This window comes from Microbacterium sp. A8/3-1 (assembly GCF_040267695.1).
Lineage (GTDB): Bacteria > Actinomycetota > Actinomycetes > Actinomycetales > Microbacteriaceae > Microbacterium > Microbacterium luteolum.
The window spans coordinates 165,106-184,021 of sequence record NZ_CP158357.1; the positions used below are offsets into that span (position 1 = coordinate 165,106).

An 18,916-nucleotide genomic window follows, 5' to 3' on the forward strand; every position below is an offset into this window, starting at 1 on the left:
CCTTCGATCAGGCCGCGGTGTACGGCAGCGCGGTCGACGCGCCCGCGGAGTTGGTGACGATGATCGGCGAGGAGCCGGTCACCGCCGCCGGGATGAGGAGGATGACGCTGTTGTCGTCATCGATGCGGAACTTCACGACCGGGATCGCCTTGATCGTCGCCGAGACCGTGGTGCCCAGCTTGTAGCCGCGCACACGGATGAGGTCGCCGGGAGCGAGACCCGGGGGGGTCGCGGACTCGAGGATCGGCACGGCGGTCGTCGCGAGGGGGGATGCGATCTGCGGCACGACACCGTTCGAGTTCAGCGTGAACGTGACGACGCCCTTGTCGGCGTAGCCGGTGTTCGCCTCGCTGTACGCGACGGAGAACGTGCCCTGCAGGACCGGCATGGCCTCGTCGAGCGCGTCGGTGAACAGCTGGAACTCGCGCTTGTTGTCCGCGCCGGTCGAGAACGCGGCGGCCACGAGGTCCTTGAACCACGCCTGCGCGGCGACGATCTGCTTCGTGACCGGGTCGCGGACGACCTCGACGTTGAACGTCGGCGCGTAGTTGTAGCCGATGATGTCCTCGGAGGTGCGGCCCTTCTGGCCGTACACCTCCCGGGCCACCTTGATCGGGCTCGGGTTCAGGGCGAGGTTGTTGATGTCGCCGGTGATGTTGATGAACACGCCCAGGATCTTGAGCCGGATCAGGCGCTGGTGGGCGAGGGCGACGGATCCCACGGAGGGCGCCGTCGTGTCGTACAGAGTGGAATCGGGCATAGCCTTCTCCTTCGGATGGGGTGGTGTGTGCCGGCGCTTCCGGCGGTTCTACGGGCGGCGCCCGCGGAAGTGGTAGGTGGCCGCCGTGGCGACGCGGCCCTGCGTGTCTCGGTCGAAGTCGAGGGCTGAGAACTCCCACGCCCACGAGATCCCGAGCACGTTCGGGGTGTATTCCTTCTGATCGAGGAGTGCGCGCAGTGCGGCGCCCCAGGCGCGCGCCGTCTGCGGCGAGCCGAGGCGGCGGGTGAAGATCTGCGACCGGTAGATGATGTCCGCGCGGCCGTCCGCGATCGGGGTGAGCGGGGTGATGAGCGTGAACTCGGTCACCGTCGTCGGCATGACGCCGTCGGTGCGGGTGCCGCGTTCACCGATCGCCCCGGTCGGGTCGTACACGGCGAGGTCGGCGTCGTCGAGCAGCTGCGCGAGCGCGCGGTTCAGGATGATCTCTGGGGCGTCAGCCATCAGATACCCCCAGACGTCGTGCAGTCTCGGCCCAGATCGCCCGGCTACGTTCCCGCACCGGATCGTCGGGGTCGACGGGGATGAAGCACCCGACGTCGTCGCCCTCATCCCACATCGGTGTGCCGGGTGGGAGCATGCCGCCGTCAGCCATCTCGCACCTGCTCCGCGATGATCTCGCCGAGCTCGTCGCGATGCTCCATCGCGGGATCCTCGACGTACTTCCCCTTGCGGCCCTTGTTGAACCGGTACTCGGGGTGCTCGTGCAGACGCGCTGCGTAGGGCGTGTCGAAGGTGACCGCGGAACCCTCCTCCGGAGTACTGGCGGGCTCGACCGTGCCCGAATCGGACAGCGTGCCCCATTCGTGAGGGACCTCGGCCACAGACAGCGCGAGGAGGCGTTCGGCGGCGAGGTTCTCGCCGTGCATGATCCGCTGGTCGAGTTCGGGGCCGCTCGGGAAGTTGATGTTCAGGGAGACGCTCGCTGTGACGCCCATGGCGGCCTCCTATTCGAGGTAGAGCTCCACGTGGGACGGGGTGCCGCGGTACTCGAAGTACGCGGAGTCGATGACCTCGGAGCGGCGCTGGCGGGGCTTCCCGGGCCAGACGGTGACGCGGGTGCGGGGCTGGCAGTCGTCCTTGAGCAGCAGGACGACGAACGTCGTCGAGGTGATCTCCTGGCCGAACGTCGGCGAGGTGGACCGCCGGTCGACGACGAGACGCGTCTTCTGCTCGACATACGCCGGCCGATCGGTGCGCTCGTCGCCCCAGATGTCGTCCTCGGCGCCGTCGCCCTCGAACTCCTGGATCGTCACCCGGTGAGGGAGGTGCTTCTCGCGAAGACGAGCCACGGTGACCTCCTACGTGTGGGCGATGGCGGCCTGCAGAAGGCCGGCGTTCAGGAGGATGTCGGTCGCTCGGGTGCCGATGCGGCGCTCGAGCTTCTCCTGCGCGCTGAGCGCTTCCTGCGAGGAAGAGGTGGTGCCGAGGGACACGGAGCCGATCTTCACCGCGCCGGCGACAGCCTCGGCGCCGGTCACGTCGTCCGTGATGCCCCAGTACTCGCCGATCGCGCAGGTCGCTTCGGTGAACGCGTCCGCGATGTCGACGTCCGTGGGGAATCCGTCCTCGTCGACGTCGTACCGCGCTCGGCGGGTGATGCGCTCGACCTCGACGGATGCGGCGCGCAGCCGCTTGAGGAGCGTCGGCGCATCACCGTCCCAGGCCTCCTCAGCGACCGCCGCGTAGTCGGCTGCGGTCGCGTACACGCGCATCACCATGTCAGTCCTCGAACTCCGAAGCCTCGTCGACGGCGGGCAGCGTGACGAGGCTGGTGCCGTCGCCGACGACGGTGCCGTCAGTGAGCGTCGCCGTTCCGAACGGCCCCTCGAGCTCGACGCCCTCGGGAACCGCCTGGCCTTCGATCGTCCAGGTGCCGTCCTCGTTCTGCGTCGCGCCCGGAATCGGCTCGGCGGGAAGCTCGGAGAGGATCTTGACGATCTCGGGCTTCCGAGCCTTCGGCGGCAGATCGACGCCTTCGGTCTCCGCGATGTCACGGAGTTCCTTGACGGTGAGAGAGGTGAGGTCGACGATCTCGTCACCGAGCTCGCCCTGGTACGGCGCCTCGACCTCTGCGTCGGCCTCGATGCGATAGCCGTGCTGGCGGAACGCGAGCTCGCGCTCGGGATGCAGCGACTCCACGGCCGCGACACCGTCGACGAACTCGACGTCGAACTTGGACTGGCGGCCGACTTCCGGCTGCGGGTGGAAGATGCGCATGACGATGTCTCCTTGGATGGTGGGTGCGGGTAGTGGTCGACACGGCAGGACTCGAACCTGCGCACCGTGGCTCTGTCCGCTGAGCTACGTGTCGGTGGGACCCCGGCGCGACGGAGTGAAAGGTCGCGCCGGGGTCTGGTGCAGCTACTTCTTGGTGGGCTGCTTCTTGGCAGCTTCGGCCTTCTCGGCCGCGAGACGCTCCGCCTCGGCCTTGTCGGCCGCGGCCTTCTCGTCGGCTGCGCGCTTCTCGGCTTCCGCCTTCTCGCGCTCGGCGTCCTCGGCGGCCTTCCGCTCAGCTTCGGCCTTCTCGGCCGCGAGACGCTCCGCCTCGGCCTTGTCGGCCGCGGCCTTCTCGTCGGCTGCGCGCTTCTCGGCTTCCGCCTTCTCGCGCTCGGCGTCCTCGGCGGCCTTCCGCTCAGCTTCGGCCTTCTCGGCGTCCAGCTGCTCCTGCGTCGGGCCGTTCTCGCCCTCGATGGTGAAGCCGTTCGCGAGCAGAGGCTCGCGGGCCTCGTCGTCGAGCGCCTCGATCTCCGCGACACCGTCGGTGAAGGTGAGCCCGGAGTGTTCGATGACACCCGCGGGGTGGTCGGGGTGCGTGATGGTGAGCGACATGCTGTCCTCCTGGATCGTGGATGCTCACGGGGGAGTGGGCCGAGGGGGTACCTCGGCCCGCCCTGGGGAGGTCAGGCGTTGGGAACGCTGACCGAGAGGCCACGGAGCACGCCGTGGGCCTTCTCGTTGCCGTACTGCAGGCCGATCTCGCCGTAGATCTGCACCCGGTCGGACGCGCCGACCTTGGCGAGGGGCTCCTCGAAGAAGTGCCCCTTGTCCGGGATGCGGAGGAACTTCGGGATCAGCTGCTCGAGCGACAGCACCGCCACCGTGTCGGCCGGCATCCACCGGTCGAGCATGATGTTGAAGGTGCCGAAGTCGGAGGTGATGGTCGTGAAGTTCACGCCACCGACCTCGCGGCTCGACTCCTGGTACTTGCCGTACGCGGCCGCGTAGGCCGCGGACAGCTGCCGCTTCTGCGTGGAGCCGACGACGATCGTCTGGGTCGCGCTCTCGCGCATCCCGCCGTTGTCGAACACCATCTGGAACAGGCCGTCGTACGTGTTCTTGTTCGGCGCCGTGGTGGCGAGCTTCGACACCGAAACCGTGGCGGTGCCGATGTTGATCGGCGTGCCGTTCGGGACCGAGGCGACCTTGAACGCGTTCGTGGTCTGCGCGACGACGTAGTAGACGCGGTTGGCCTTGAGCGTCGTCGACGCGCCCACGCTGGTGAAGCGCACGGCGTCACCGTTCAGGAGCGGCGTGGCCGTGTCCGTGATGGTGTCCGTCGCGGCCGACACCGACCGTGTGGCAGCGCCGAGGTCGATCACGTTGGTCGTGATCGCCGCGAGGATGCCGCGGGTCTTTCGGGGCGTGGTGTTGTCGGCCGGCTTCTGGTACTGGCCGAGGATGAACGACGCCTCGATGTCGGTGGCCTTCGCCTTGAGCGCCTGCTGGATCTGCCAGGGGAGCTCGGCCTGAACCGGGTTCGTCTGCTCGTTGTTCGTGCCCGAGGTCTGGCCGGTGGCAGCCTGCTTCGTGTACGAGACCTCGACAGTCTCCTGGTGGATCTCGACGACGTTCGTCACGTTCGCCCGGACGCGCTGGTCCGAGTTCTGCGCGGCGGCGCCCTCGAGGCGGGACCGGTTCTCCTCCGGTGCACGGAGGTCGCTGGTCTGCCACTCGAACTCGGTGGACTTGACCTCTTCGCCACCGGTGAGACCACCGATCGCGGAGAGGAGGGGGTGTCTTCGGGGCTCACGTTGAAGAGCGGCCCCACGTAGTTCGGCAGGTTGAACGTGGTTCCCTGCCCGCTGATTCCGGCCATGTCGGCCTCCTTCTGCCGCTGGTGCGGCGGTTATGCGGACTGCGCGTTGCGTGCGTGCACGATCGCGCGAGTCAGCCGGATGATTTCGCCCTGGTTCTTCGACTCCTCAGCTGCTTTCAGCTGGGCTTCGAGGGACTGGACAGTCGGGCCCGTGGGTGCGACGTCGCCTGAACTTCGCGGGGGCTGCTTGAGTGCGGCGTTCGCCTGGAGCGCCTTGGTGATCTCCGCCGTGATGGCGGCCTGATCGGTCGGCTCTACCGACGCGATCGCGGTCTTGAACTGCTCGTTGGTGAGCAGAAGCGGGATGTTGGCGCCGAGCGGGCCGCCGAGGATCGCGACCTGCAGTGCGACCTGCCCGGCCTTCGCCGCCTGCTGGGCGGTGGTGAGCGCGGTGTCCTTCTCCGCGATCGTCGCCGCGAGCTTCGCGGGGTCGGTCTCGGGCTCGGGCTCACCGCTGAGGAGCTTCGCGAACTGCGCGAGCGTGTCCTTCTGCGCCTTCTCGGCTGCAGCGGCGATCGCGGCGTCCGTCTTCGCCTGGCGCGTCTCAGCGTCAGTGCGGAGGTTCTCGATGAGCTTCCACGCCTTGTCCGGGTCGAACTTCGACGGGTCGTCACCCCACGGCGGGGTCGACGGCGCGGGAGGAGCGGCGGGAGCCGGAGGTGCGGCCGGGGGCGGCGTCGCGGCCGGGGGAGCGGCGGGCGGCGGAGTGGTCGGCGCGCCGAGTTCTCCCTCGGCGAGGCGGATGCCGCGGAGCTCGAACTTCGAGGGGCCGATCTGTGCGAGGCCGTCGAGGCTGCGACGCGCGAGCGGTGCGCTCTGGGTGATGTTCATGATGATGCTACTTTCTCCCGGGCCTGCCGGGATCGGTTACCTCGCGCCCTGCGCGTGAGGAGTCAGACCGTGCCGCCGTCGTGCAGGGCCAACGACGGCACGGAGTCGATAGGATCGGCATCCCAACTGAGGAGGATCCGATGACGTATCTGGCAGCCGCGGAACACGCAGAACGAGCAGCCAAGGCGGCAAGGTCGGCGAAGGCAAGCGCCGAGGACCGGGCGGAGAAGAAGATTGCCGAATCTCTGCTCGAGCTGTCGCTCGCCGTGAAGGAGCTCGCAGAAGCGGGGTGGCGCGACAACTGAGGATGATCCCGGCGGGGGCAGGTCTACCTGGCGCCGAAAGGTGGACGCCTTGATGAGCAGCCTTCGCGGTGCAAGTAGCCGCGTTGACCCCTGCCGGGAAAAGAGTGAGCCCCGCGGAATGGCGGGGCTCAGGGTCAGATGATCGGAAGATTCTCGATCGGCGGTGACGTCAGAACGCGGGCGTACACCTCGGCGTCGTCACGGGGCAGGCCATCCTCGAGGTAGCCATCGCGGGCTTCGTCGAACGTCATCTCGGCGCGGTAGTTCGGCGGAAGGATCACTTCAGCAGTCCTCTCTCGCGGAAGATGTCGTCGAGCGCCGCTCCGATGGCCTCGAAGTCGTCGTCGGCCCAATGGTACGCCCGGAGGATCGAGTTATCTGCCCCCTGGAACACGGCCAGCTGCGCAAGCAGCGTCGCGTCTCCGGTGCGAGTGGCGACCCACTGGGCGTACGCCCGTGCGAACTGCTCGCGCGGACGGAGCATGTAGTCGATGTGCGTGCCCAACTCGGCGCTCACTCGACCGTTCCCGACCATGCCGCGCACCGTTTCCAGGTGCCTGGTTGGCGCCGATGCGGCGACGGCGGCATTCCAGCGCGTCCAGGCCGGGGAGTCCAGCCTGTCGGAGCCGTATCGCGCGTCGTCACCGAGCAGCTTGTTGTCGAGCCAGTGGCCGAGCTCGTGGACGGTTGTGAATTCGAGGTCTTCCGCGTCGGGGCGGAGCCACAACGTGCTCTGCGCCCGGCTGTAGCTGCCTCGGACGCCCGGCTTCGCGCGCGCCGTCGCAGAGGGCATCCGTGCGATGCTCACCGGGGTCACGGTGGACGGGATCGTGTGCACGGCCCGCATCTGCGAGACAGCGTGACGAGCGCCGTCCCCGACCGGTGTGCCCTTCGCGGCGCGATACGCCACGGTCGACGGCCGACTCGGCGGGAGCGGACTGGAGTTCTCCGCACGTGGGAAGCCGCCGCGGCCGTCCGCGAATCCCAGCTGCTCACGGTACGACTGCCGGTTCCGGCCAGTGCGGCGGATGAAGTCCCGCATGTCGCCCTGAGCGTCACGGACGTCCTGGGCTGCCTTGCGGCGGTCGGTGTCGGTCATCGCGGACGCCTCGCGGCGCTTCGCTGCCCGGATCTCCCGCTCGAGCGCACGCTGGTCGGCGCGCTCCTTCTCGGCGTCCTCGTCGTACGTGGTGTCGTCCTGCGGAATGGTGAGCCCGGGGGAGTACGCGACGAGTCGGCAACGGCAGTTGGGGTGCCCCCAGCCTGCAGCGCGGGCCTGTTCGACGGTGCCGGCGACGTTCACTGTCACGGCCTCGTCGCGAGTCGCGTGCGGGAGAGTGCGGGGACCGGCAGGTGTGCCGTCGGTGGAGAGGATCTTCCCCGCCCACTCGGCGCACTTCCGGCACGAGTCGAGGCCGCGGACGACGGTGACGAGGTGGATGGACGACTGGCCCATCCGCCAGATGCCGGCGTCGTTGAACGCCCGGTTGACGGTGGTGCGCCCTGCCATCTCGGCGTACGCGCCGATCGTCCAGCGGCGGTTCGCCTTGTCGACGAATCCCGTGATGCCCTCGGAGAGGAACCGCTGCACCGCTGACGCCTGCTGGATCCGCGACGTCGTGATGCCGAGGAGGGTGTTCGGCGAGTAGAGCGACACGATCCGCTGGTAGGCGTCCTGCGGGTATCGGGTGAGGCGCTGGTTCAGGACCTCGAGCCGTGACTCCAGCGACAGGGCCACCATGGCGACGGCCTGAGATGCCGTGCCGGGGATCGGGGTGATCGTGGACAGACCGGCGAACCGGAGCGACGCTGCCGCAGCGGCCTCACCCTCTGCCGCGGCGAGGGCGACGACGCGGTTCGCGAGATCCTCGCGGCGCAGGTCTGACACCATCTGCATGGCGATGGCCTGCAGTTCGCGGGCGGCCGTGGCGCGGTGTGCGTTGAGCTCGGCGAGCACGCGGTTCCGTGCGCGACGGTCGGCTGCTGTCATCCCCATGCCGCCGGGGGCGGTGGGGAGCAGTGAGGCCAGGCGGAAGTCGCGCACGGCACGCTTCGCGACCTCGCGGATCAGTTCGTCCTCCGCATCCCGGTACCGCTGGGCGAGATACCGGGAGAGGTCCTCGATCAGTTCCTCGACGGACTCGCGCTCAGGGTTCGGGATGAACAGCGCCACGATGCCCTCCGATCAGGTCAGCAAGGTGGGCGTCGCCCGATACGTCGCGAGAGCGTTCTCGGCGCATCCTGCAGGGCAGGGCATCGGCGCACTCGCCGTCACGTCTGCCCACTCGCGGTCGACCGCCTCGTGCCCCCTGCACACGTGCACGTGACCGGGCATGGCCCGGAACGCGAGAACGGTCGCTGCCTCCACGGTGCAGTCCTTCGAGTCACACCGCATCGGTCGGCACCTCCTCCTGGGGGTCGTCGACGGTGATGTCCTCGGGGTTCGGCGCCGGGGTGCCGAGCTCCTGCTGGATCAGTTCGACTTCCGCGTCGATCTCGTCCTCGTCCCAGTCGGGGTGAATCGAGCGGACGATCTCCTTGCGGGACGCGGCGCGAGCGGCATCGAGCAACTGCGCGGTGCGGGCGAGCTTCTCCGGGTCGGCCTGCGACACAGGGGCGAACTCGACGGCGGGCGGCTGCGACAGGTCGCCGAGATCGTCGCCGCCGAACACGGCCTTGTCGATCTCCAGCGCGGCGAGGGACCAGCGGGCGAGAGCAGCCTTCGCGTGGAGGGCCTTCTTGTCGCGGGTGCGCTCACTGTCAGACAGGTCCGCGTCGATCTCGGTGGCCGTGCGCGTGCCGGCGACATTGTCGAGGCCGAGGTGGGCCTCGGAGTAGCCGAGCGCGGACGCGATCTCCTTCTTGAGACCCTCGATGACGGCGAGGTGTTCCTCCACACGGATCGCGAACTGCACGATCGACATGGGGCCGTTTCCGTCCGCTGCCTTGCCGAGTGTGCCAGACACCGGGGTGAACACCTGGCGGTAGACGTCGAAGTTCGCACCCTGTCCCGGCTTCCCGGACAACTCGAGCATGTCCTCGGGGACGACGAGGCGGCCCTGACCGTTCTCCACGTCGCGCATGAGCGACGTCCAGGCGAAGTCGACCTTGTCGAGCACGTCCTGGATGCCGTCGAGGTCGGAGCGGCCGAGGTAGGAGAGCTCGCCGAGCTTCCGCCAGTCGCGCACCGGGGACGCGTTCTTGAGGTACGTGACCGCGAGGCGAGGCGTGCCCGTGCCGATCTTAACCGTCTCGGGCAGTGCGCCCTCAGCGACGTCGAGATCCGCCAGCGTGCGCATCGTCGCGTAGTGCGCCGTTTCCGGACGGGTGTCGATCTGCACCGGCGTGCCGATGTCGCGGGTCGTGCCGCGGTACAGGGTGTACTCGATCGATCCGGGCTTGTGCTCCTCGACGAGGCGGAACACTTCGCTGCCGTCGTGGTACTCGGACCACAGCTTCACGCCGATGAGACGCCCGTGGCGGAACGTCGGGATCGCGGTGTCCGCTGCATACGCCTTCGGGAATACGTGCTCCGAGACGGCGGGGTCCCACGCAACAGCGAGGTACGCGCCACCGAGCGCAGCCGAGTACTCGCCGGCCAGGAGCAGTTCAGCGTGTGCTTCGTCGGCGCCGATGATCTCGTCGAGGCGGGCCTGGGCGGGGTGCACCCACTTCTGGCGCTTCCGGGATGCGCGAGTGTCGCCCTCCTGCAGGGGCAGGTCGTCGGGCTTGCGGAAGAGGATCTGCGGCGACTCCCCGAACAGGAGATCCGCGGACAGGGTGCACAGGTCGGCGGCGAGCGGCAGGTGCATCCGCATCCGCTTCTCGTTCTCGACGATCGGCTGCCCGAGGAACATCTTCGAGAGGGAGCCGAGGACGCCGCCACGGTACCGCTGCCCGCCGATGGTGTGCGTCGGTGCCACGGATGCTGTCGTGCCCGAGTAGATCTCGGCCAGGGTGACGGCGTTGCCTGCCCACCAGGCGTCGAGCTCGCGGAAGCGAGCGAACGCGATATCCCACGGTGCAGGGGGCCAGGCGGTGGCATCAGCCATGGTGGCCTCCTATGCGGCGATCTTGATGTAGCTACGCCAGACGTTCTCGGTAGTGGTGACGCCGTAGCGGCCACCGTCGAGCGAGTGGTCAGCGACCTTCATGGGCTTGTCTTCGCCCACGAGGGTTGCTTTCGGATCCCAGACGTAGCCGGGTGCTTCGGAGATGAACCCTGGGCATCCGCGCTCCGGGTTGGTGGGCGTCGGTCGCGCGATCACGAGCGCACCTGCGGAGATCAGCGAGGCCATGAGGCGGATGCCGTACAGCACGTCGTTGTCGGCATCCGTTGAGGTGATGTCGTGGTTCTTCCGCAGTTGAACCTTGAAGGATGCCGCTGACGGGTCGATGATCTTGAATCGCGGTGTCAGCTTCATCGTGGTGTTGTCCGGCAGGTGCCGTTCGTTCAGCCACGCGACGAGCTTGACCGCGAGTTCGGCGTCAGTGAGTTTCGCCTGCTCGAGCTTCGAGTCCCACCGCCACTCGTCCACAAAGAACAGGCGAGGTGCTGGCCGCCCGAGATGATCCACCTCGGCCGAGACACCGAGGAGCAGCGCCGCGGTGGGGTTCGTCGTGCCGTAGTCGAGCGACAGCGCCAGCAGTTCCCGCATCTCGGGGAGGTCATCCCACGCGATCGTGTGCTTCTCGGGGTCCCAGAAGTCGAAGATCGCACCTTCGGCGGCCACCCACTCGCCGTTGACGTTGCGCCGGAAGAACAGGCCAGTGTTCTCGCGTCGGATCGCATCCTTGCGCGCCTCAGTCAGCTGCGGGTTGTCATCGAGGTAGAACTTCCACACGCGCCAGTCGGGCAGCACGCGGGCGTTCGTAGCCTCCATGTACGGTTCGCAGCGGTCGAGGTAGTTGACCTTGAACCAGTGCGCAGGGGAGTCGGGGTTGGTCGTGCCGAAGAGGCGCGCGCCTTCCCAGAGGCGGTTGAGCAGCTGTGTGAAGAAGTCTTCCTTGAGGAGGGTGATCTCGTCGACGTAGGCGCCGGCACAGGTGAGCCCTCGTAGGACGTTCTCGGACCGGACATCGGATGAGCCGAGCACCCACACGCGGCGACCGAGCACAGTGGCGTAGGCGCTGCCCGAGGTGTAGCTGATGTACTGACTGATCTCGCCGAACAGGCTCGGGTCCATCAGCGGAGCGAACACGTTGCGAGCGGCAGAGTCGCGCGTGCGGGAGACGACGATGAGCTCGCCGCGTGTCTTGTTCGTCGCGACATAGATCAGCCAGGCGACGAGGGACGCGATGGTCTTCCCTGAACGGACAGAACCTTCCCACACGTTGATGCGCGCGGTCGCCTCTTTCAGCGACTGCAGCTGCTTCGGCGACAGCGGGATCATGGTGTCCGTCATGAGATCCCGAGGGCCTCGCCCAGCTGCCGGAGCATCGCCTTCGCCCCCGCTTCGCCAGGATCTTGCTCGTCGGCGACGACCTTCGAAGCCTTGTCGAATGCGATCGCAGACGCCGTGATGATTGTGCGGCGTGCATCCACTGGGGCGGCGTCGAGTTCCTCGCTGGCGAAGGTGTTGTCTTTGCCGCCGAAGTTGAACACTGTGAACGGGCCATCGAGCATGTCGAGCATGTCGTTCGCCGCCTGCGCCATCTTCTGCGCCAACAGAACGCGCTCCTTCGCCAGATCGATGGTGTGCGCACGAACCGCGAGAGCGGCCTGCGAGCGATCGAAGGCGAGACCTTCCGCCTTCGCCCATCGCGAGATGGACGCCGGCGACACGCCAACCTCACGAGCGATCGCGTTGCAGCCGAATCCGTCGTTGAAGAGCTCCAATGCCATTGCGCGCTTTTGGGCGTTGAATGTTTCACCGGCCATAGGGGTTCACCTCGATCGTGCGTCACCTGGACGCGGTCACGTGCGGCTACTGTGCCGGTGTCGCGGGGGTCTGGGATGCTGGGAGAGTTCTGGGCGCTGGGCCCGGACAGGAGAGGTGACACGCATGTACGACGGCCCCTGGTACACCACGTTCCATCGTGACGGTGAACTTCCGTGGCAGGACGAGTTCTTCGAGATGCCCTTGAACATCGGCGACGGAATCCTGATCCCGTCGCTTGAGTACAGGCGCTTCCGGATTGTCGATATCTGGTGGAGCACTGACAAGCACGGCGCGTTCGATATCGGGCGACACGTCTTCCTGAAGGACGTCAGCCGTACGGATGACGACCAGCTGTACAAGCGCGAGCCGCAGTACTTCACGACGAGCTGACCCTGATGGAGACGTGGGGAGTTTGGCTCGTCGCGCTCGGCGTGATCGTCGCGGGTGCTGCGGCGGTGTTCGCGTGGGTGCAGGCGCATGCGGCGGTCGAGACGCTCAAGGATGCGCGGGAAGCTCGCGACGAGGCGCAGGCGTCTGCCGAGGAGAGTGCTCGACTGGCGGGGGAAGCGAACGCCGCGTTCATTCGTCAGGCGGAGGCCCAGGAGGAAGCGAACCGGATCAAGCGCGAGGAGATGACGCCGAAGGATTGGTCAGCCGGCGAGGTGGGCGAGTCGAAGTACCGGGTGTCGAACTCGTCGGGCGAAGTACTGCTCGTGAGTGAGTTCGACGTCACTCCGGACGCCACGGCGAACCTGCTGACTATCGAGTCGAGCCATCAGGACGGCCGGTATGAGTATGGCGACACGTTCACGTTCTATGTGGCGCAGATCTGGGGACCATCCCCCGAAAAGCTCACCATCCGTTACCGCCGGGAATCTGACCCAGAAGACGACTGGCGCGTTTTCCACATCTCTCTGTGACTATCGAAGCCCCGGTGTCCTCGTGATGAGGGCCGGGGCTTCGGTCTGGGCGGACTGGTCCACCATCTACGTTCTATCGTGCACCAATTGAAGAGTTTGCATAATTCTTTCCGGTGCATCCGATCAGCGGCGTGTCGGGGTTCCCTTCGGTCGGCCGGGGCGCATCTGCTGGCTGAGGCGGAGCACCGTCTTGGAGAGGACGAGCATCCGGTTCTTCCCGTCACGGACCACTGCAAGGTCTCCGCCGTCGATCCAGTTGTACACGGAGCGCTCGGTGCGCCCGACGAGGACAGCGGCCTCCTTCACGGTTACCCACTCTTTCGGTTCAGGCATGCGGGGTCTCCTCTCGGTGTCCGCAGGCGCGGCACACCCAGTAGTTGGCGTGGAAGTCGACGAGGCCGTCGTGTGCGCAGGCACTGTGTCCCTCCTGGTACGGGTCGAGCTCCACCTGGCAGTCGGTGCAGACTCGGCGGGTGGTCGTGCTGGCGTAGGTGCGGATCCCCTCGATGCGGTGGCCGTCGTGGCTGGCCGCGTCGCGGGGGATCTGCTTCCGCTCGAGTGCCCGGTACTGGCGGTCCCACCATTCGGGTGTCTGGTCGAGCTCGGCGCGGATGCCGGGTGCGATGACGACCGCGGGGTCGAGGTAGTCGGGGAGCTCGATCATCGGATCACCGCGCTTCGGAACGGGCGACGCAGCCACAGTCGACGTCGTGCGCGCTCGGCTCGCTCGCGGCGATCGATCTCGTCGAACATCGCGTACAGGTGGGCGGCGTCCTCGGGGGCGATGCTCAGGTCCCACGAGCGCGGCGCCGGCGGGATCACGGCTTCGTCGGCCCACCCCTGACCGAGCGTCATTCCCTCGATGAGCGGTCGCGTCTGCTCGATCTCGCCGTCTGGCGTCACATTCGCGACGTCGACCCATTCGCCGCCGATGAGGACCTGCATGCGATCTTCAGACATCGCTCTCGGCTCCTTCCTGCTTCACCGGCACCCACGGGCCAGCCTTGCGACGGCGGATGCGCCTTCCGCGCGCGAAAGCCGCCATCTCCTCGGGCGGGTAGGGCACGCCGTCGAACAGGATGCGCGGTCCTCGCGGTCTGGATGTCGTCCGCACGTCCTCGTCGGCTTCCCAGCCGTACTCCCACTCCGGTTCCTCGGCTACGGCACCCGCGGCGCGGTCGTACGAGTGCATCCAGCAAGCGGCGCACGTCGGGTCGCCAGCGCCGCCGCAGGAATGCGTCGGCGCCCAGTCTCCGATGTACTCGTCGTCCTCAGGGGCGCTCTCCTGATGGTCGATCTCGCGCGCCATGAGCAGCGCGACCTCGCGCAGCGTGAACTGGTGGCTCATCAGTAGCTCCTGAGTATCTCGGTGTTGTGGACGGTCATGATGGAGCCATCGCGCAGGACACGGACGGTGACGTGCGCTTGCTCCCGGTGCGGCTTCGTGAGGGGCTCCACCTGGCGGAGATCACCGTTGACGCGGATGAAGTACGTCACGGCCGTGGCGATCGGCGCCGTCATCACGAGACCGGCGCTCATCGCGCACCCGCAGCAGCAGCGGCGATGCAGTCGGCACAGTCGGCACAGTCGGCGTAGCGGGTGCTGTCCGTGACATGCGAGGGGTGCTTCACGCCGCAGAGTGTTCCGACCCCTCCTGCGATGTGCATCGCCACCTGTGGGCTGGGGCGCTGCGTGTCGGACGGTTCGGCCGGCGGCGTCCAGCCGAGGGCCTTCATCGCCGAGACGAATGCGGCGGCGTCGGTCAGGTATGCCTCCTGCCCGGCGAGGTCGAGGTCGGCCCATGCGGCGGTGCCGTAGTCGCGGACGTCGCGGGCGTTCATGAACAGCGCCAGTTGCTCGGTGCTGTGGGTGGTCATGCTGCGGTCCTTTCGGGGGTGGGTTCGATGGTGAGCGCGTCCTGGACGGTCCAGTCGGCGCGGTAGCCGGGGCTTGTGGTGTGCTGGTCGGCGTCCCAGAGCGCCTGTACCCCGCCGGGGCGGGACTGGGCGCCGAGGAGGTGGCAGTGGCAGGGGCAGGCGAGGGCGTCGCAGTCGGCGTGCAGCTGGTGCTCGCAGTTGGGTGAGCCGAACCACCGTGTGGTGTCGGGGCGGATGCGGGCGCGTTCGATGCCGCAGAACGAGCAGGTGACGACGGTGACGCCGCGTTCCTGGTGGCTGTTCGCGATGGTGAGCGCGTCGCAGTTCGGGCACCGTTCCCGGACGACGGGCGTTTCCCGTGATTCGATCTCGAGGGACCGGTAGGCCTGCTCTGCGGCCACGGCGAACCGGATCGCGTCGGCTGCGCCTTTCTCGTCGTGCACCCACAGGTCAACGGTGCGGTCGGCGCGGGATGCGAGGTGCCGCTGGCACTCGTCGACGGTGAGGAACGTGAGCGTCAGGTTCGAGTACCCGCCCGGGGTCGCGCCCTTGATCCCTCCGGAGTCGGGGGACAGGAGGCTGCCGTCGGCGGCGTCGAGTGCCGCGCGGAAGTCTCGCCACCCGGCCACCGCGTTGACGGTGCGCTCGTAGCAGGACTGGCAGAGGAAACCACGGTCGGCGCCGCGGGGCAGGCAGCCCCAGCAGGTGCCGGGGTTCTCAGCCCAGCCCTCATGATCGGGGCACGTGACGCGGTGCGCCCCGAGTTCCGTGCACGGGCGGACGCCGGGCAGGCCGGTCGTCGTGATGCAGAGGATCGTCACGCGGGCTCTCCGATCTGTCGGGACTGCTCGAGCATGAGCGGGGCTGTGCCCGTCCCGCCGCCCAGCCGCTCACGCACTCGCTGCTCGGCGAGGCTCTTGCTCCGCGCCTCGACCTTCGCCGTCACCGTGATCCCGTCAGCGGAGAGCAGCGAGATCGAGAACGTCCGCAGCCGCCCGGGGATGCGGAGAGCGTCGCACAGGCGGTCGTAGTCCTCGCAGAGCCCGAGGCGATCCGCCATGCGGCCGGCGTCCTCCCAGAGCCACTCGAGACCGGGGTGATCGGCAGGGATGCTGCCTGCCGGGACCTCGCCGATCATGCGCGGGACGGGCCGGACGTGCGCGGTCGGGATCCGGAAGACGGAACCATCGGCCGGCGGCGCGGGTCGAACGTTGAGGTACCCGGACGACCGTGCGCTCGTCACAAGGAGCTCGTCGCCGGGTGCGTAGTAGTGCGCTCCGCCGCCCCTGACGTGGTAGCCGTAGTCTTTCTCGGTGACGAGGACCTCGTCACCCTTCTCGTAGGTGGCATTCGTCAGCATGAGCAGGCTCCGTTCAGGGCGATCTCCATGAAGCAGGTCGGGCACACCGGCCGGGGTTCCGGCTCGGGCTTCTCGTCGGGGATGCAGCCGTGGTGCACCAGCTGCCCGTCGACGTACTGGGCGATGTCGCCGGGGTGGATACGGTGCCCGCAGTCGGCAGCGCACGTCCCGTCGTAGCGGGCCATGAACGGCGGAGAGGGGTATTCGTTCACAGGATCACCTCCTGCGGGAGACCAGACACGTACCAGTGCATCGGCATAGCTCCGGGCGTCGCCTCGAGTGCCTCGATCTGCGCGCGAGGGAAGTGCTCCCGCTTCGCGTCGTTCCAGTGGAGGACGCCGTGCGGGCGCGTCACCTCGAACCGGTGGCTGGTGCGGTCGCAGGAGAGGATCCTCGACGTGAGTCCGAGGCCGTCCCTGTTCGGCACCTCGAGGTCGGTGAGCCAGAGCACGGCCGGAGCCCCCGGGAGGGGCGGACGGTTGATCTGGATCATCCCCGACTCGCGGATTCCGATCGCGCCGTGGTCACACGTGAAGTGGAACAGGCGCGGGAGCTCAGAACGGAGTGTCATCGCCGAAGCTCCCTGCCGTGGACCACGCGTCAGTGGCCGTCTGCGAGCCGGGCGTCTGCCACGGCTCCTCGGATACCGCCTGGGCGGTGTTCGAGGCGCTCTGCCCGCCCGTGGACGCCGCACGGGTGACCTGCGCGGTCGCGTACCGGAGCGAGGGGCCGATCTCGTCGACCTCCAGCTCGATCGCGGTGCGCTGGTTGCCCTCGCGGTCCTGGTAGGAGCGCTGACGCAGACGGCCCTGCGCGATGACGCGCATGCCCTTCGTCAGCGAACCCGCCACGTGCTCGGCGAACTCGCGCCACACGGACGCGCGGAGGAACAGCGCATCGCCGTCCTTCCACTCGTTCGCGGCACGGTCGAAGTTCCGAGGCGTCGACGCGATGGTGAAGTTCGCCACCGGCAGCCCGTTCTGCGTGTAGCGCAGCTCGGGGTCAGCGGTCAGGTTGCCGACGACGGTGATCACAGTCTCGCCAGCCATCAGCGCACGTCCTCGACGATCGCGGCAGCAATGGGCGCGATTCCGACGCCCTCCTCGAAGCTGATCTCGACGGGGACCGAAGCGAGCACCTGATCGTCGACAGTGGCGATGATCGCGTCCCTGATGCCCACGGCCTCGACCCACTCGACAGCCCAGCAGTCAGCGCCGGGCACGGTCGCCTCCTCAGCCGTCCAGCTCTCGCGTTCCTCAGGCTCCGGGGGACGGCGGCGGCATGGCGCGTCCTCGGGTGCGGTGCAGGTGAGCGAGCGGTGCAGTTCGCCCTGCTCGATGGTCAGATTGACGTGGTGATAGTTCTCGCTGGTGGTCATGATGCTGTCCTTTCCGCGCGGTCGCGCATGTTCTGTTCCCTGACTTCGGTTTCGTACTTCGCCGCCCACGCCTTCGCCGTGAAGTCGGAGACGCCCAGCTGTCGGGCGATCTCGGCCCAGGACATGTTGAAGCGGCGGCCAGCAGTGATCTCCTCGCCCGCTCGGGTGGTGTATCCGCTGCGCAGACCGGAACCGCGTCGGCGCCCGCCGTGATGGGGAGGGCTGAGGACCTGCGCGATTCGCTCGGTCACCGTGATGCCTCGTGCCTCGGCCTCGACGTTCAGGCGTCGGTAGTCGGCGAGCGGGACATTCACCTTCACCTGCAGATAGCCATCCATCACGACACCTCCATGGACGCCATGTCATTCCCGACCACGCGGAGGCGTGAGCCCTGTGGATAACCCGCCGCGGGATCAGCCGCATCTTCGATAGAAGATGTAGCTGTAGGGGTAGATGTAGCTGTAGAAGTAGTAGGCCCGGTCTGAGCGGTGCCCGACGTTTGGTCTGAGCGGTGCCCGTAGCGTTGGGCGTAGCGCTCCCCGAACGACTGGGCGAACGCCCACTCCATCTGCGTCACGGTCTCCCTGACCGAGACCGAGTTCTGTCGCAGCACGGTCTTCATTTGCGGCTTCTCCCACGCCGACAGATCCGGGTTCTCCCGCTTGTATCGGAGGAGCTCGTGCACGATGACGGCCCGGATCTTGTTCGACGCGACCGCCCCGAATGCCTTCGCTGCTGAGACCGCCAGACGGGGCTGCTTGAGCAGGCCATCCCAGCGGAGGAACGACCGCACCAGGACCTCCTCGGTGTCCTGGTCGACGACGATGAAGTGCTTGTCGGCGAGCTCCTGCGCCGCGATCATCACGTCGTCCGCGACCTGCTCGCGAGTCATCGCGGCGAGACGCCCGGGGCGGAAGTCGGCGACCCCGCAGTAGCTCAGGTCCGCGTGCGTCAGCAGCTTGAAGTAGAGCGACTGGGCGGCGTCCGTGCAGTCACGCCAGTCGTCGTCGTTCCAGATGTCCACGTTGATCGTGGCTCTCTCGCGGGCCATTACGTCGGCCTCCCCTCGGTGACGTGTCGCCGCTCGGTCGCGGAGACGAGATAGAACAGCTCGCCGTCGAGGTACTCCACCGGCGTCTCACGAGACCGCCGCAGGGTCTTCGCGTTCGTGGAGTCCTTCCGCACCCACAGGCCCCGCTCCTCGAGGTCCATGAGCACGAGGGACCCGGCGTCGGCCTTCGCGCCGTTGCAGAGCGTGCACGCGGCGATGAGGTTCGCCGCGTCGTCGAGGACCGTGGACCCGCCGGCGCCGCGGTTCGCACGGTGATCGGTCGTCTGCGCCTCACCCGAGCAGCCGGGGAGCGCCAGGAGGCAGAAGCCGCCGTCACGCTCGATGACGGCCTTCTTCGTCGCCACGGTGACGGTCATCGCTTCTCCTCTCGGTGGCAGTCGCACGCGCGCTTCCTGGCGCACATGTACGGGGTCT

33 protein-coding genes and 1 tRNA gene are annotated in these 18,916 nt (G+C 67.8%); 4 read left to right on the top strand and 30 right to left on the bottom strand.

Annotation, left to right across the window (positions count from 1 at the left end):
• Positions 1-7: 7 nt before the first annotated feature.
• The 10 genes from ABS642_RS00755 to ABS642_RS00800 form a co-directional block, all read right to left on the bottom strand.
• Positions 8-760 (bottom strand): hypothetical protein, encoded by a 753-nt coding sequence (locus ABS642_RS00755; protein ID WP_350351878.1) that lies wholly within the window; start codon positions 758-760, stop codon positions 8-10.
• A 48-nt stretch (positions 761-808) separates the two neighbouring features.
• Positions 809-1,222 (bottom strand): hypothetical protein, encoded by a 414-nt coding sequence (locus tag ABS642_RS00760; RefSeq protein WP_350351879.1) that lies wholly within the window; start codon positions 1,220-1,222, stop codon positions 809-811.
• A 143-nt stretch (positions 1,223-1,365) separates the two neighbouring features.
• The gene (locus ABS642_RS00765) at positions 1,366-1,716 is read right to left on the bottom strand and encodes a hypothetical protein (RefSeq protein WP_350351880.1); all 351 of its coding nucleotides are present in this window, start codon (positions 1,714-1,716) and stop codon (positions 1,366-1,368) included.
• Positions 1,717-1,725: 9 nt separating this feature from the next.
• Positions 1,726-2,070, bottom strand: coding sequence for a hypothetical protein (locus ABS642_RS00770; protein ID WP_350351881.1), 345 nt, complete (start codon positions 2,068-2,070; stop codon positions 1,726-1,728).
• Between the two features lie 9 nt (positions 2,071-2,079).
• On the bottom strand, positions 2,080-2,499 hold the full coding sequence (locus ABS642_RS00775) for a hypothetical protein (RefSeq protein ID WP_350351882.1): 420 nt from the start codon (positions 2,497-2,499) through the stop codon (positions 2,080-2,082).
• 1 nt (position 2,500) lies between these two features.
• Positions 2,501-2,998 (bottom strand): hypothetical protein, encoded by a 498-nt coding sequence (locus tag ABS642_RS00780; RefSeq protein WP_350351883.1) that lies wholly within the window; start codon positions 2,996-2,998, stop codon positions 2,501-2,503.
• Between the two features lie 33 nt (positions 2,999-3,031).
• Positions 3,032-3,092: transfer RNA gene (locus ABS642_RS00785), tRNA-OTHER, on the bottom strand.
• Between the two features lie 50 nt (positions 3,093-3,142).
• Positions 3,143-3,610: a hypothetical protein gene (locus ABS642_RS00790; RefSeq protein ID WP_350351884.1), complete on the bottom strand. Its 468-nt coding sequence runs from the start codon at positions 3,608-3,610 to the stop codon at positions 3,143-3,145.
• 71 nt (positions 3,611-3,681) lie between these two features.
• Complete coding sequence (locus ABS642_RS00795) at positions 3,682-4,911, bottom strand: DUF5309 family protein (protein ID WP_350353485.1); 1,230 nt, start codon at positions 4,909-4,911, stop codon at positions 3,682-3,684.
• Positions 4,908-5,708, bottom strand: coding sequence for a hypothetical protein (locus ABS642_RS00800; RefSeq protein WP_350351885.1), 801 nt, complete (start codon positions 5,706-5,708; stop codon positions 4,908-4,910). The genes ABS642_RS00795 and ABS642_RS00800 overlap by 4 nt, the downstream gene beginning before the upstream one ends.
• A gap of 140 nt (positions 5,709-5,848) precedes the next feature.
• On the opposite strand from ABS642_RS00800, the gene ABS642_RS00805 reads away from it, so the two are divergent.
• Positions 5,849-6,013 (top strand): hypothetical protein, encoded by a 165-nt coding sequence (locus ABS642_RS00805; protein WP_350351886.1) that lies wholly within the window; start codon positions 5,849-5,851, stop codon positions 6,011-6,013.
• A gap of 134 nt (positions 6,014-6,147) precedes the next feature.
• On the opposite strand, the gene ABS642_RS00810 is transcribed toward ABS642_RS00805, so the two are convergent.
• A complete protein-coding gene (locus tag ABS642_RS00810) occupies positions 6,148-6,294 on the bottom strand; it encodes a hypothetical protein (protein WP_350351887.1) in 147 nt (48 codons plus the stop codon).
• A complete protein-coding gene (locus ABS642_RS00815) occupies positions 6,291-8,186 on the bottom strand; it encodes a phage minor capsid protein (RefSeq protein ID WP_350351888.1) in 1,896 nt (631 codons plus the stop codon). Before ABS642_RS00815 ends, ABS642_RS00810 begins: the two co-directional genes overlap by 4 nt.
• On the opposite strand from ABS642_RS00815, the gene ABS642_RS00820 reads away from it, so the two are divergent.
• On the top strand, positions 8,173-8,340 hold the full coding sequence (locus tag ABS642_RS00820; protein WP_350351889.1) for a hypothetical protein: 168 nt from the start codon (positions 8,173-8,175) through the stop codon (positions 8,338-8,340). The two genes, ABS642_RS00815 and ABS642_RS00820, sit on opposite strands and share 14 nt — an antisense overlap.
• A 57-nt stretch (positions 8,341-8,397) precedes the next feature.
• Here ABS642_RS00820 and ABS642_RS00825 read toward each other — a convergent pair whose 3' ends face one another.
• From ABS642_RS00825 to ABS642_RS00835, 3 genes are read right to left on the bottom strand one after another with little or no spacing between them, the layout of a single operon-like run.
• Positions 8,398-10,065 carry a hypothetical protein gene (locus tag ABS642_RS00825; protein WP_350351890.1) on the bottom strand — a complete coding sequence of 556 codons (1,668 nt, stop codon included), beginning with the start codon at positions 10,063-10,065 and terminating at the stop codon, positions 8,398-8,400.
• Between the two features lie 9 nt (positions 10,066-10,074).
• The gene (locus tag ABS642_RS00830; protein ID WP_350351891.1) at positions 10,075-11,418 is read right to left on the bottom strand and encodes a terminase family protein; all 1,344 of its coding nucleotides are present in this window, start codon (positions 11,416-11,418) and stop codon (positions 10,075-10,077) included.
• Complete coding sequence (locus ABS642_RS00835; protein ID WP_350351892.1) at positions 11,415-11,894, bottom strand: helix-turn-helix domain-containing protein; 480 nt, start codon at positions 11,892-11,894, stop codon at positions 11,415-11,417. Before ABS642_RS00835 ends, ABS642_RS00830 begins: the two co-directional genes overlap by 4 nt.
• Before the next feature lie 124 nt (positions 11,895-12,018).
• Here ABS642_RS00835 and ABS642_RS00840 point away from each other — a divergent pair, with 124 nt between their 5' ends.
• A complete protein-coding gene (locus tag ABS642_RS00840) occupies positions 12,019-12,285 on the top strand; it encodes a hypothetical protein (RefSeq protein WP_350351893.1) in 267 nt (88 codons plus the stop codon).
• A 5-nt stretch (positions 12,286-12,290) separates the two neighbouring features.
• Positions 12,291-12,815, top strand: a complete 525-nt coding sequence (locus tag ABS642_RS00845) for a hypothetical protein (RefSeq protein WP_350351894.1) — start codon at positions 12,291-12,293, stop codon at positions 12,813-12,815.
• Between the two features lie 123 nt (positions 12,816-12,938).
• Here ABS642_RS00845 and ABS642_RS00850 read toward each other — a convergent pair whose 3' ends face one another.
• From ABS642_RS00850 to ABS642_RS00920, 15 genes are read right to left on the bottom strand one after another with little or no spacing between them, the layout of a single operon-like run.
• Positions 12,939-13,148 carry a helix-turn-helix domain-containing protein gene (locus tag ABS642_RS00850; protein ID WP_350351895.1) on the bottom strand — a complete coding sequence of 70 codons (210 nt, stop codon included), beginning with the start codon at positions 13,146-13,148 and terminating at the stop codon, positions 12,939-12,941.
• Positions 13,141-13,479, bottom strand: coding sequence for a hypothetical protein (locus ABS642_RS00855; RefSeq protein ID WP_350351896.1), 339 nt, complete (start codon positions 13,477-13,479; stop codon positions 13,141-13,143). The genes ABS642_RS00850 and ABS642_RS00855 overlap by 8 nt, the downstream gene beginning before the upstream one ends.
• Positions 13,476-13,775 carry a hypothetical protein gene (locus tag ABS642_RS00860; protein WP_350351897.1) on the bottom strand — a complete coding sequence of 100 codons (300 nt, stop codon included), beginning with the start codon at positions 13,773-13,775 and terminating at the stop codon, positions 13,476-13,478. The genes ABS642_RS00855 and ABS642_RS00860 overlap by 4 nt, the downstream gene beginning before the upstream one ends.
• Positions 13,768-14,163: a hypothetical protein gene (locus ABS642_RS00865; protein WP_350351898.1), complete on the bottom strand. Its 396-nt coding sequence runs from the start codon at positions 14,161-14,163 to the stop codon at positions 13,768-13,770. Before ABS642_RS00865 ends, ABS642_RS00860 begins: the two co-directional genes overlap by 8 nt.
• A complete protein-coding gene (locus ABS642_RS00870; protein WP_350351899.1) occupies positions 14,163-14,354 on the bottom strand; it encodes a hypothetical protein in 192 nt (63 codons plus the stop codon). The genes ABS642_RS00865 and ABS642_RS00870 overlap by 1 nt, the downstream gene beginning before the upstream one ends.
• Complete coding sequence (locus ABS642_RS00875) at positions 14,351-14,692, bottom strand: hypothetical protein (protein WP_350351900.1); 342 nt, start codon at positions 14,690-14,692, stop codon at positions 14,351-14,353. The genes ABS642_RS00870 and ABS642_RS00875 overlap by 4 nt, the downstream gene beginning before the upstream one ends.
• Positions 14,689-15,513: a hypothetical protein gene (locus ABS642_RS00880; RefSeq protein WP_350351901.1), complete on the bottom strand. Its 825-nt coding sequence runs from the start codon at positions 15,511-15,513 to the stop codon at positions 14,689-14,691. Before ABS642_RS00880 ends, ABS642_RS00875 begins: the two co-directional genes overlap by 4 nt.
• Positions 15,510-16,052, bottom strand: a complete 543-nt coding sequence (locus tag ABS642_RS00885) for a hypothetical protein (protein ID WP_350351902.1) — start codon at positions 16,050-16,052, stop codon at positions 15,510-15,512. The genes ABS642_RS00880 and ABS642_RS00885 overlap by 4 nt, the downstream gene beginning before the upstream one ends.
• Positions 16,046-16,264, bottom strand: a complete 219-nt coding sequence (locus tag ABS642_RS00890) for a hypothetical protein (RefSeq protein WP_350351903.1) — start codon at positions 16,262-16,264, stop codon at positions 16,046-16,048. Before ABS642_RS00890 ends, ABS642_RS00885 begins: the two co-directional genes overlap by 7 nt.
• The gene (locus ABS642_RS00895) at positions 16,261-16,623 is read right to left on the bottom strand and encodes a hypothetical protein (RefSeq protein ID WP_350351904.1); all 363 of its coding nucleotides are present in this window, start codon (positions 16,621-16,623) and stop codon (positions 16,261-16,263) included. The genes ABS642_RS00890 and ABS642_RS00895 overlap by 4 nt, the downstream gene beginning before the upstream one ends.
• Positions 16,607-17,101, bottom strand: coding sequence for a single-stranded DNA-binding protein (locus ABS642_RS00900; RefSeq protein WP_350351905.1), 495 nt, complete (start codon positions 17,099-17,101; stop codon positions 16,607-16,609). Before ABS642_RS00900 ends, ABS642_RS00895 begins: the two co-directional genes overlap by 17 nt.
• Positions 17,101-17,430, bottom strand: coding sequence for a hypothetical protein (locus ABS642_RS00905; protein WP_350351906.1), 330 nt, complete (start codon positions 17,428-17,430; stop codon positions 17,101-17,103). Before ABS642_RS00905 ends, ABS642_RS00900 begins: the two co-directional genes overlap by 1 nt.
• On the bottom strand, positions 17,427-17,768 hold the full coding sequence (locus ABS642_RS00910) for a hypothetical protein (RefSeq protein WP_350351907.1): 342 nt from the start codon (positions 17,766-17,768) through the stop codon (positions 17,427-17,429). Before ABS642_RS00910 ends, ABS642_RS00905 begins: the two co-directional genes overlap by 4 nt.
• The gene (locus tag ABS642_RS00915) at positions 17,768-18,481 is read right to left on the bottom strand and encodes a hypothetical protein (protein ID WP_350351908.1); all 714 of its coding nucleotides are present in this window, start codon (positions 18,479-18,481) and stop codon (positions 17,768-17,770) included. Before ABS642_RS00915 ends, ABS642_RS00910 begins: the two co-directional genes overlap by 1 nt.
• On the bottom strand, positions 18,481-18,858 hold the full coding sequence (locus ABS642_RS00920) for a hypothetical protein (RefSeq protein WP_350351909.1): 378 nt from the start codon (positions 18,856-18,858) through the stop codon (positions 18,481-18,483). The genes ABS642_RS00915 and ABS642_RS00920 overlap by 1 nt, the downstream gene beginning before the upstream one ends.
• Positions 18,859-18,916: the final 58 nt, after the last annotated feature.

Coding starts and splice junctions, on each gene's coding strand:
- ABS642_RS00755 (WP_350351878.1), bottom strand. CDS start 760: ATGCCCGATTCCACTCTGTACGACACGACGGCGCCCTCCGTGGGATCC.
- ABS642_RS00760 (WP_350351879.1), bottom strand. CDS start 1,222: ATGGCTGACGCCCCAGAGATCATCCTGAACCGCGCGCTCGCGCAGCTG.
- ABS642_RS00765 (WP_350351880.1), bottom strand. CDS start 1,716: ATGGGCGTCACAGCGAGCGTCTCCCTGAACATCAACTTCCCGAGCGGC.
- ABS642_RS00775 (WP_350351882.1), bottom strand. CDS start 2,499: ATGGTGATGCGCGTGTACGCGACCGCAGCCGACTACGCGGCGGTCGCT.
- ABS642_RS00780 (WP_350351883.1), bottom strand. CDS start 2,998: ATGCGCATCTTCCACCCGCAGCCGGAAGTCGGCCGCCAGTCCAAGTTC.
- ABS642_RS00790 (WP_350351884.1), bottom strand. CDS start 3,610: ATGTCGCTCACCATCACGCACCCCGACCACCCCGCGGGTGTCATCGAA.
- ABS642_RS00800 (WP_350351885.1), bottom strand. CDS start 5,708: ATGAACATCACCCAGAGCGCACCGCTCGCGCGTCGCAGCCTCGACGGC.
- ABS642_RS00805 (WP_350351886.1), top strand. CDS start 5,849: ATGACGTATCTGGCAGCCGCGGAACACGCAGAACGAGCAGCCAAGGCG.
- ABS642_RS00820 (WP_350351889.1), top strand. CDS start 8,173: ATGAACAGCGCCACGATGCCCTCCGATCAGGTCAGCAAGGTGGGCGTC.
- ABS642_RS00825 (WP_350351890.1), bottom strand. CDS start 10,065: ATGGCTGATGCCACCGCCTGGCCCCCTGCACCGTGGGATATCGCGTTC.
- ABS642_RS00830 (WP_350351891.1), bottom strand. CDS start 11,418: ATGACGGACACCATGATCCCGCTGTCGCCGAAGCAGCTGCAGTCGCTG.
- ABS642_RS00835 (WP_350351892.1), bottom strand. CDS start 11,894: ATGGCCGGTGAAACATTCAACGCCCAAAAGCGCGCAATGGCATTGGAG.
- ABS642_RS00840 (WP_350351893.1), top strand. CDS start 12,019: ATGTACGACGGCCCCTGGTACACCACGTTCCATCGTGACGGTGAACTT.
- ABS642_RS00845 (WP_350351894.1), top strand. CDS start 12,291: ATGGAGACGTGGGGAGTTTGGCTCGTCGCGCTCGGCGTGATCGTCGCG.
- ABS642_RS00850 (WP_350351895.1), bottom strand. CDS start 13,148: ATGCCTGAACCGAAAGAGTGGGTAACCGTGAAGGAGGCCGCTGTCCTC.
- ABS642_RS00855 (WP_350351896.1), bottom strand. CDS start 13,479: ATGATCGAGCTCCCCGACTACCTCGACCCCGCGGTCGTCATCGCACCC.
- ABS642_RS00860 (WP_350351897.1), bottom strand. CDS start 13,775: ATGTCTGAAGATCGCATGCAGGTCCTCATCGGCGGCGAATGGGTCGAC.
- ABS642_RS00865 (WP_350351898.1), bottom strand. CDS start 14,163: ATGAGCCACCAGTTCACGCTGCGCGAGGTCGCGCTGCTCATGGCGCGC.
- ABS642_RS00870 (WP_350351899.1), bottom strand. CDS start 14,354: ATGAGCGCCGGTCTCGTGATGACGGCGCCGATCGCCACGGCCGTGACG.
- ABS642_RS00875 (WP_350351900.1), bottom strand. CDS start 14,692: ATGACCACCCACAGCACCGAGCAACTGGCGCTGTTCATGAACGCCCGC.
- ABS642_RS00885 (WP_350351902.1), bottom strand. CDS start 16,052: ATGCTGACGAATGCCACCTACGAGAAGGGTGACGAGGTCCTCGTCACC.
- ABS642_RS00895 (WP_350351904.1), bottom strand. CDS start 16,623: ATGACACTCCGTTCTGAGCTCCCGCGCCTGTTCCACTTCACGTGTGAC.
- ABS642_RS00900 (WP_350351905.1), bottom strand. CDS start 17,101: ATGGCTGGCGAGACTGTGATCACCGTCGTCGGCAACCTGACCGCTGAC.
- ABS642_RS00905 (WP_350351906.1), bottom strand. CDS start 17,430: ATGACCACCAGCGAGAACTATCACCACGTCAATCTGACCATCGAGCAG.
- ABS642_RS00910 (WP_350351907.1), bottom strand. CDS start 17,768: ATGGATGGCTATCTGCAGGTGAAGGTGAATGTCCCGCTCGCCGACTAC.
- ABS642_RS00915 (WP_350351908.1), bottom strand. CDS start 18,481: ATGGCCCGCGAGAGAGCCACGATCAACGTGGACATCTGGAACGACGAC.
- ABS642_RS00920 (WP_350351909.1), bottom strand. CDS start 18,858: ATGACCGTCACCGTGGCGACGAAGAAGGCCGTCATCGAGCGTGACGGC.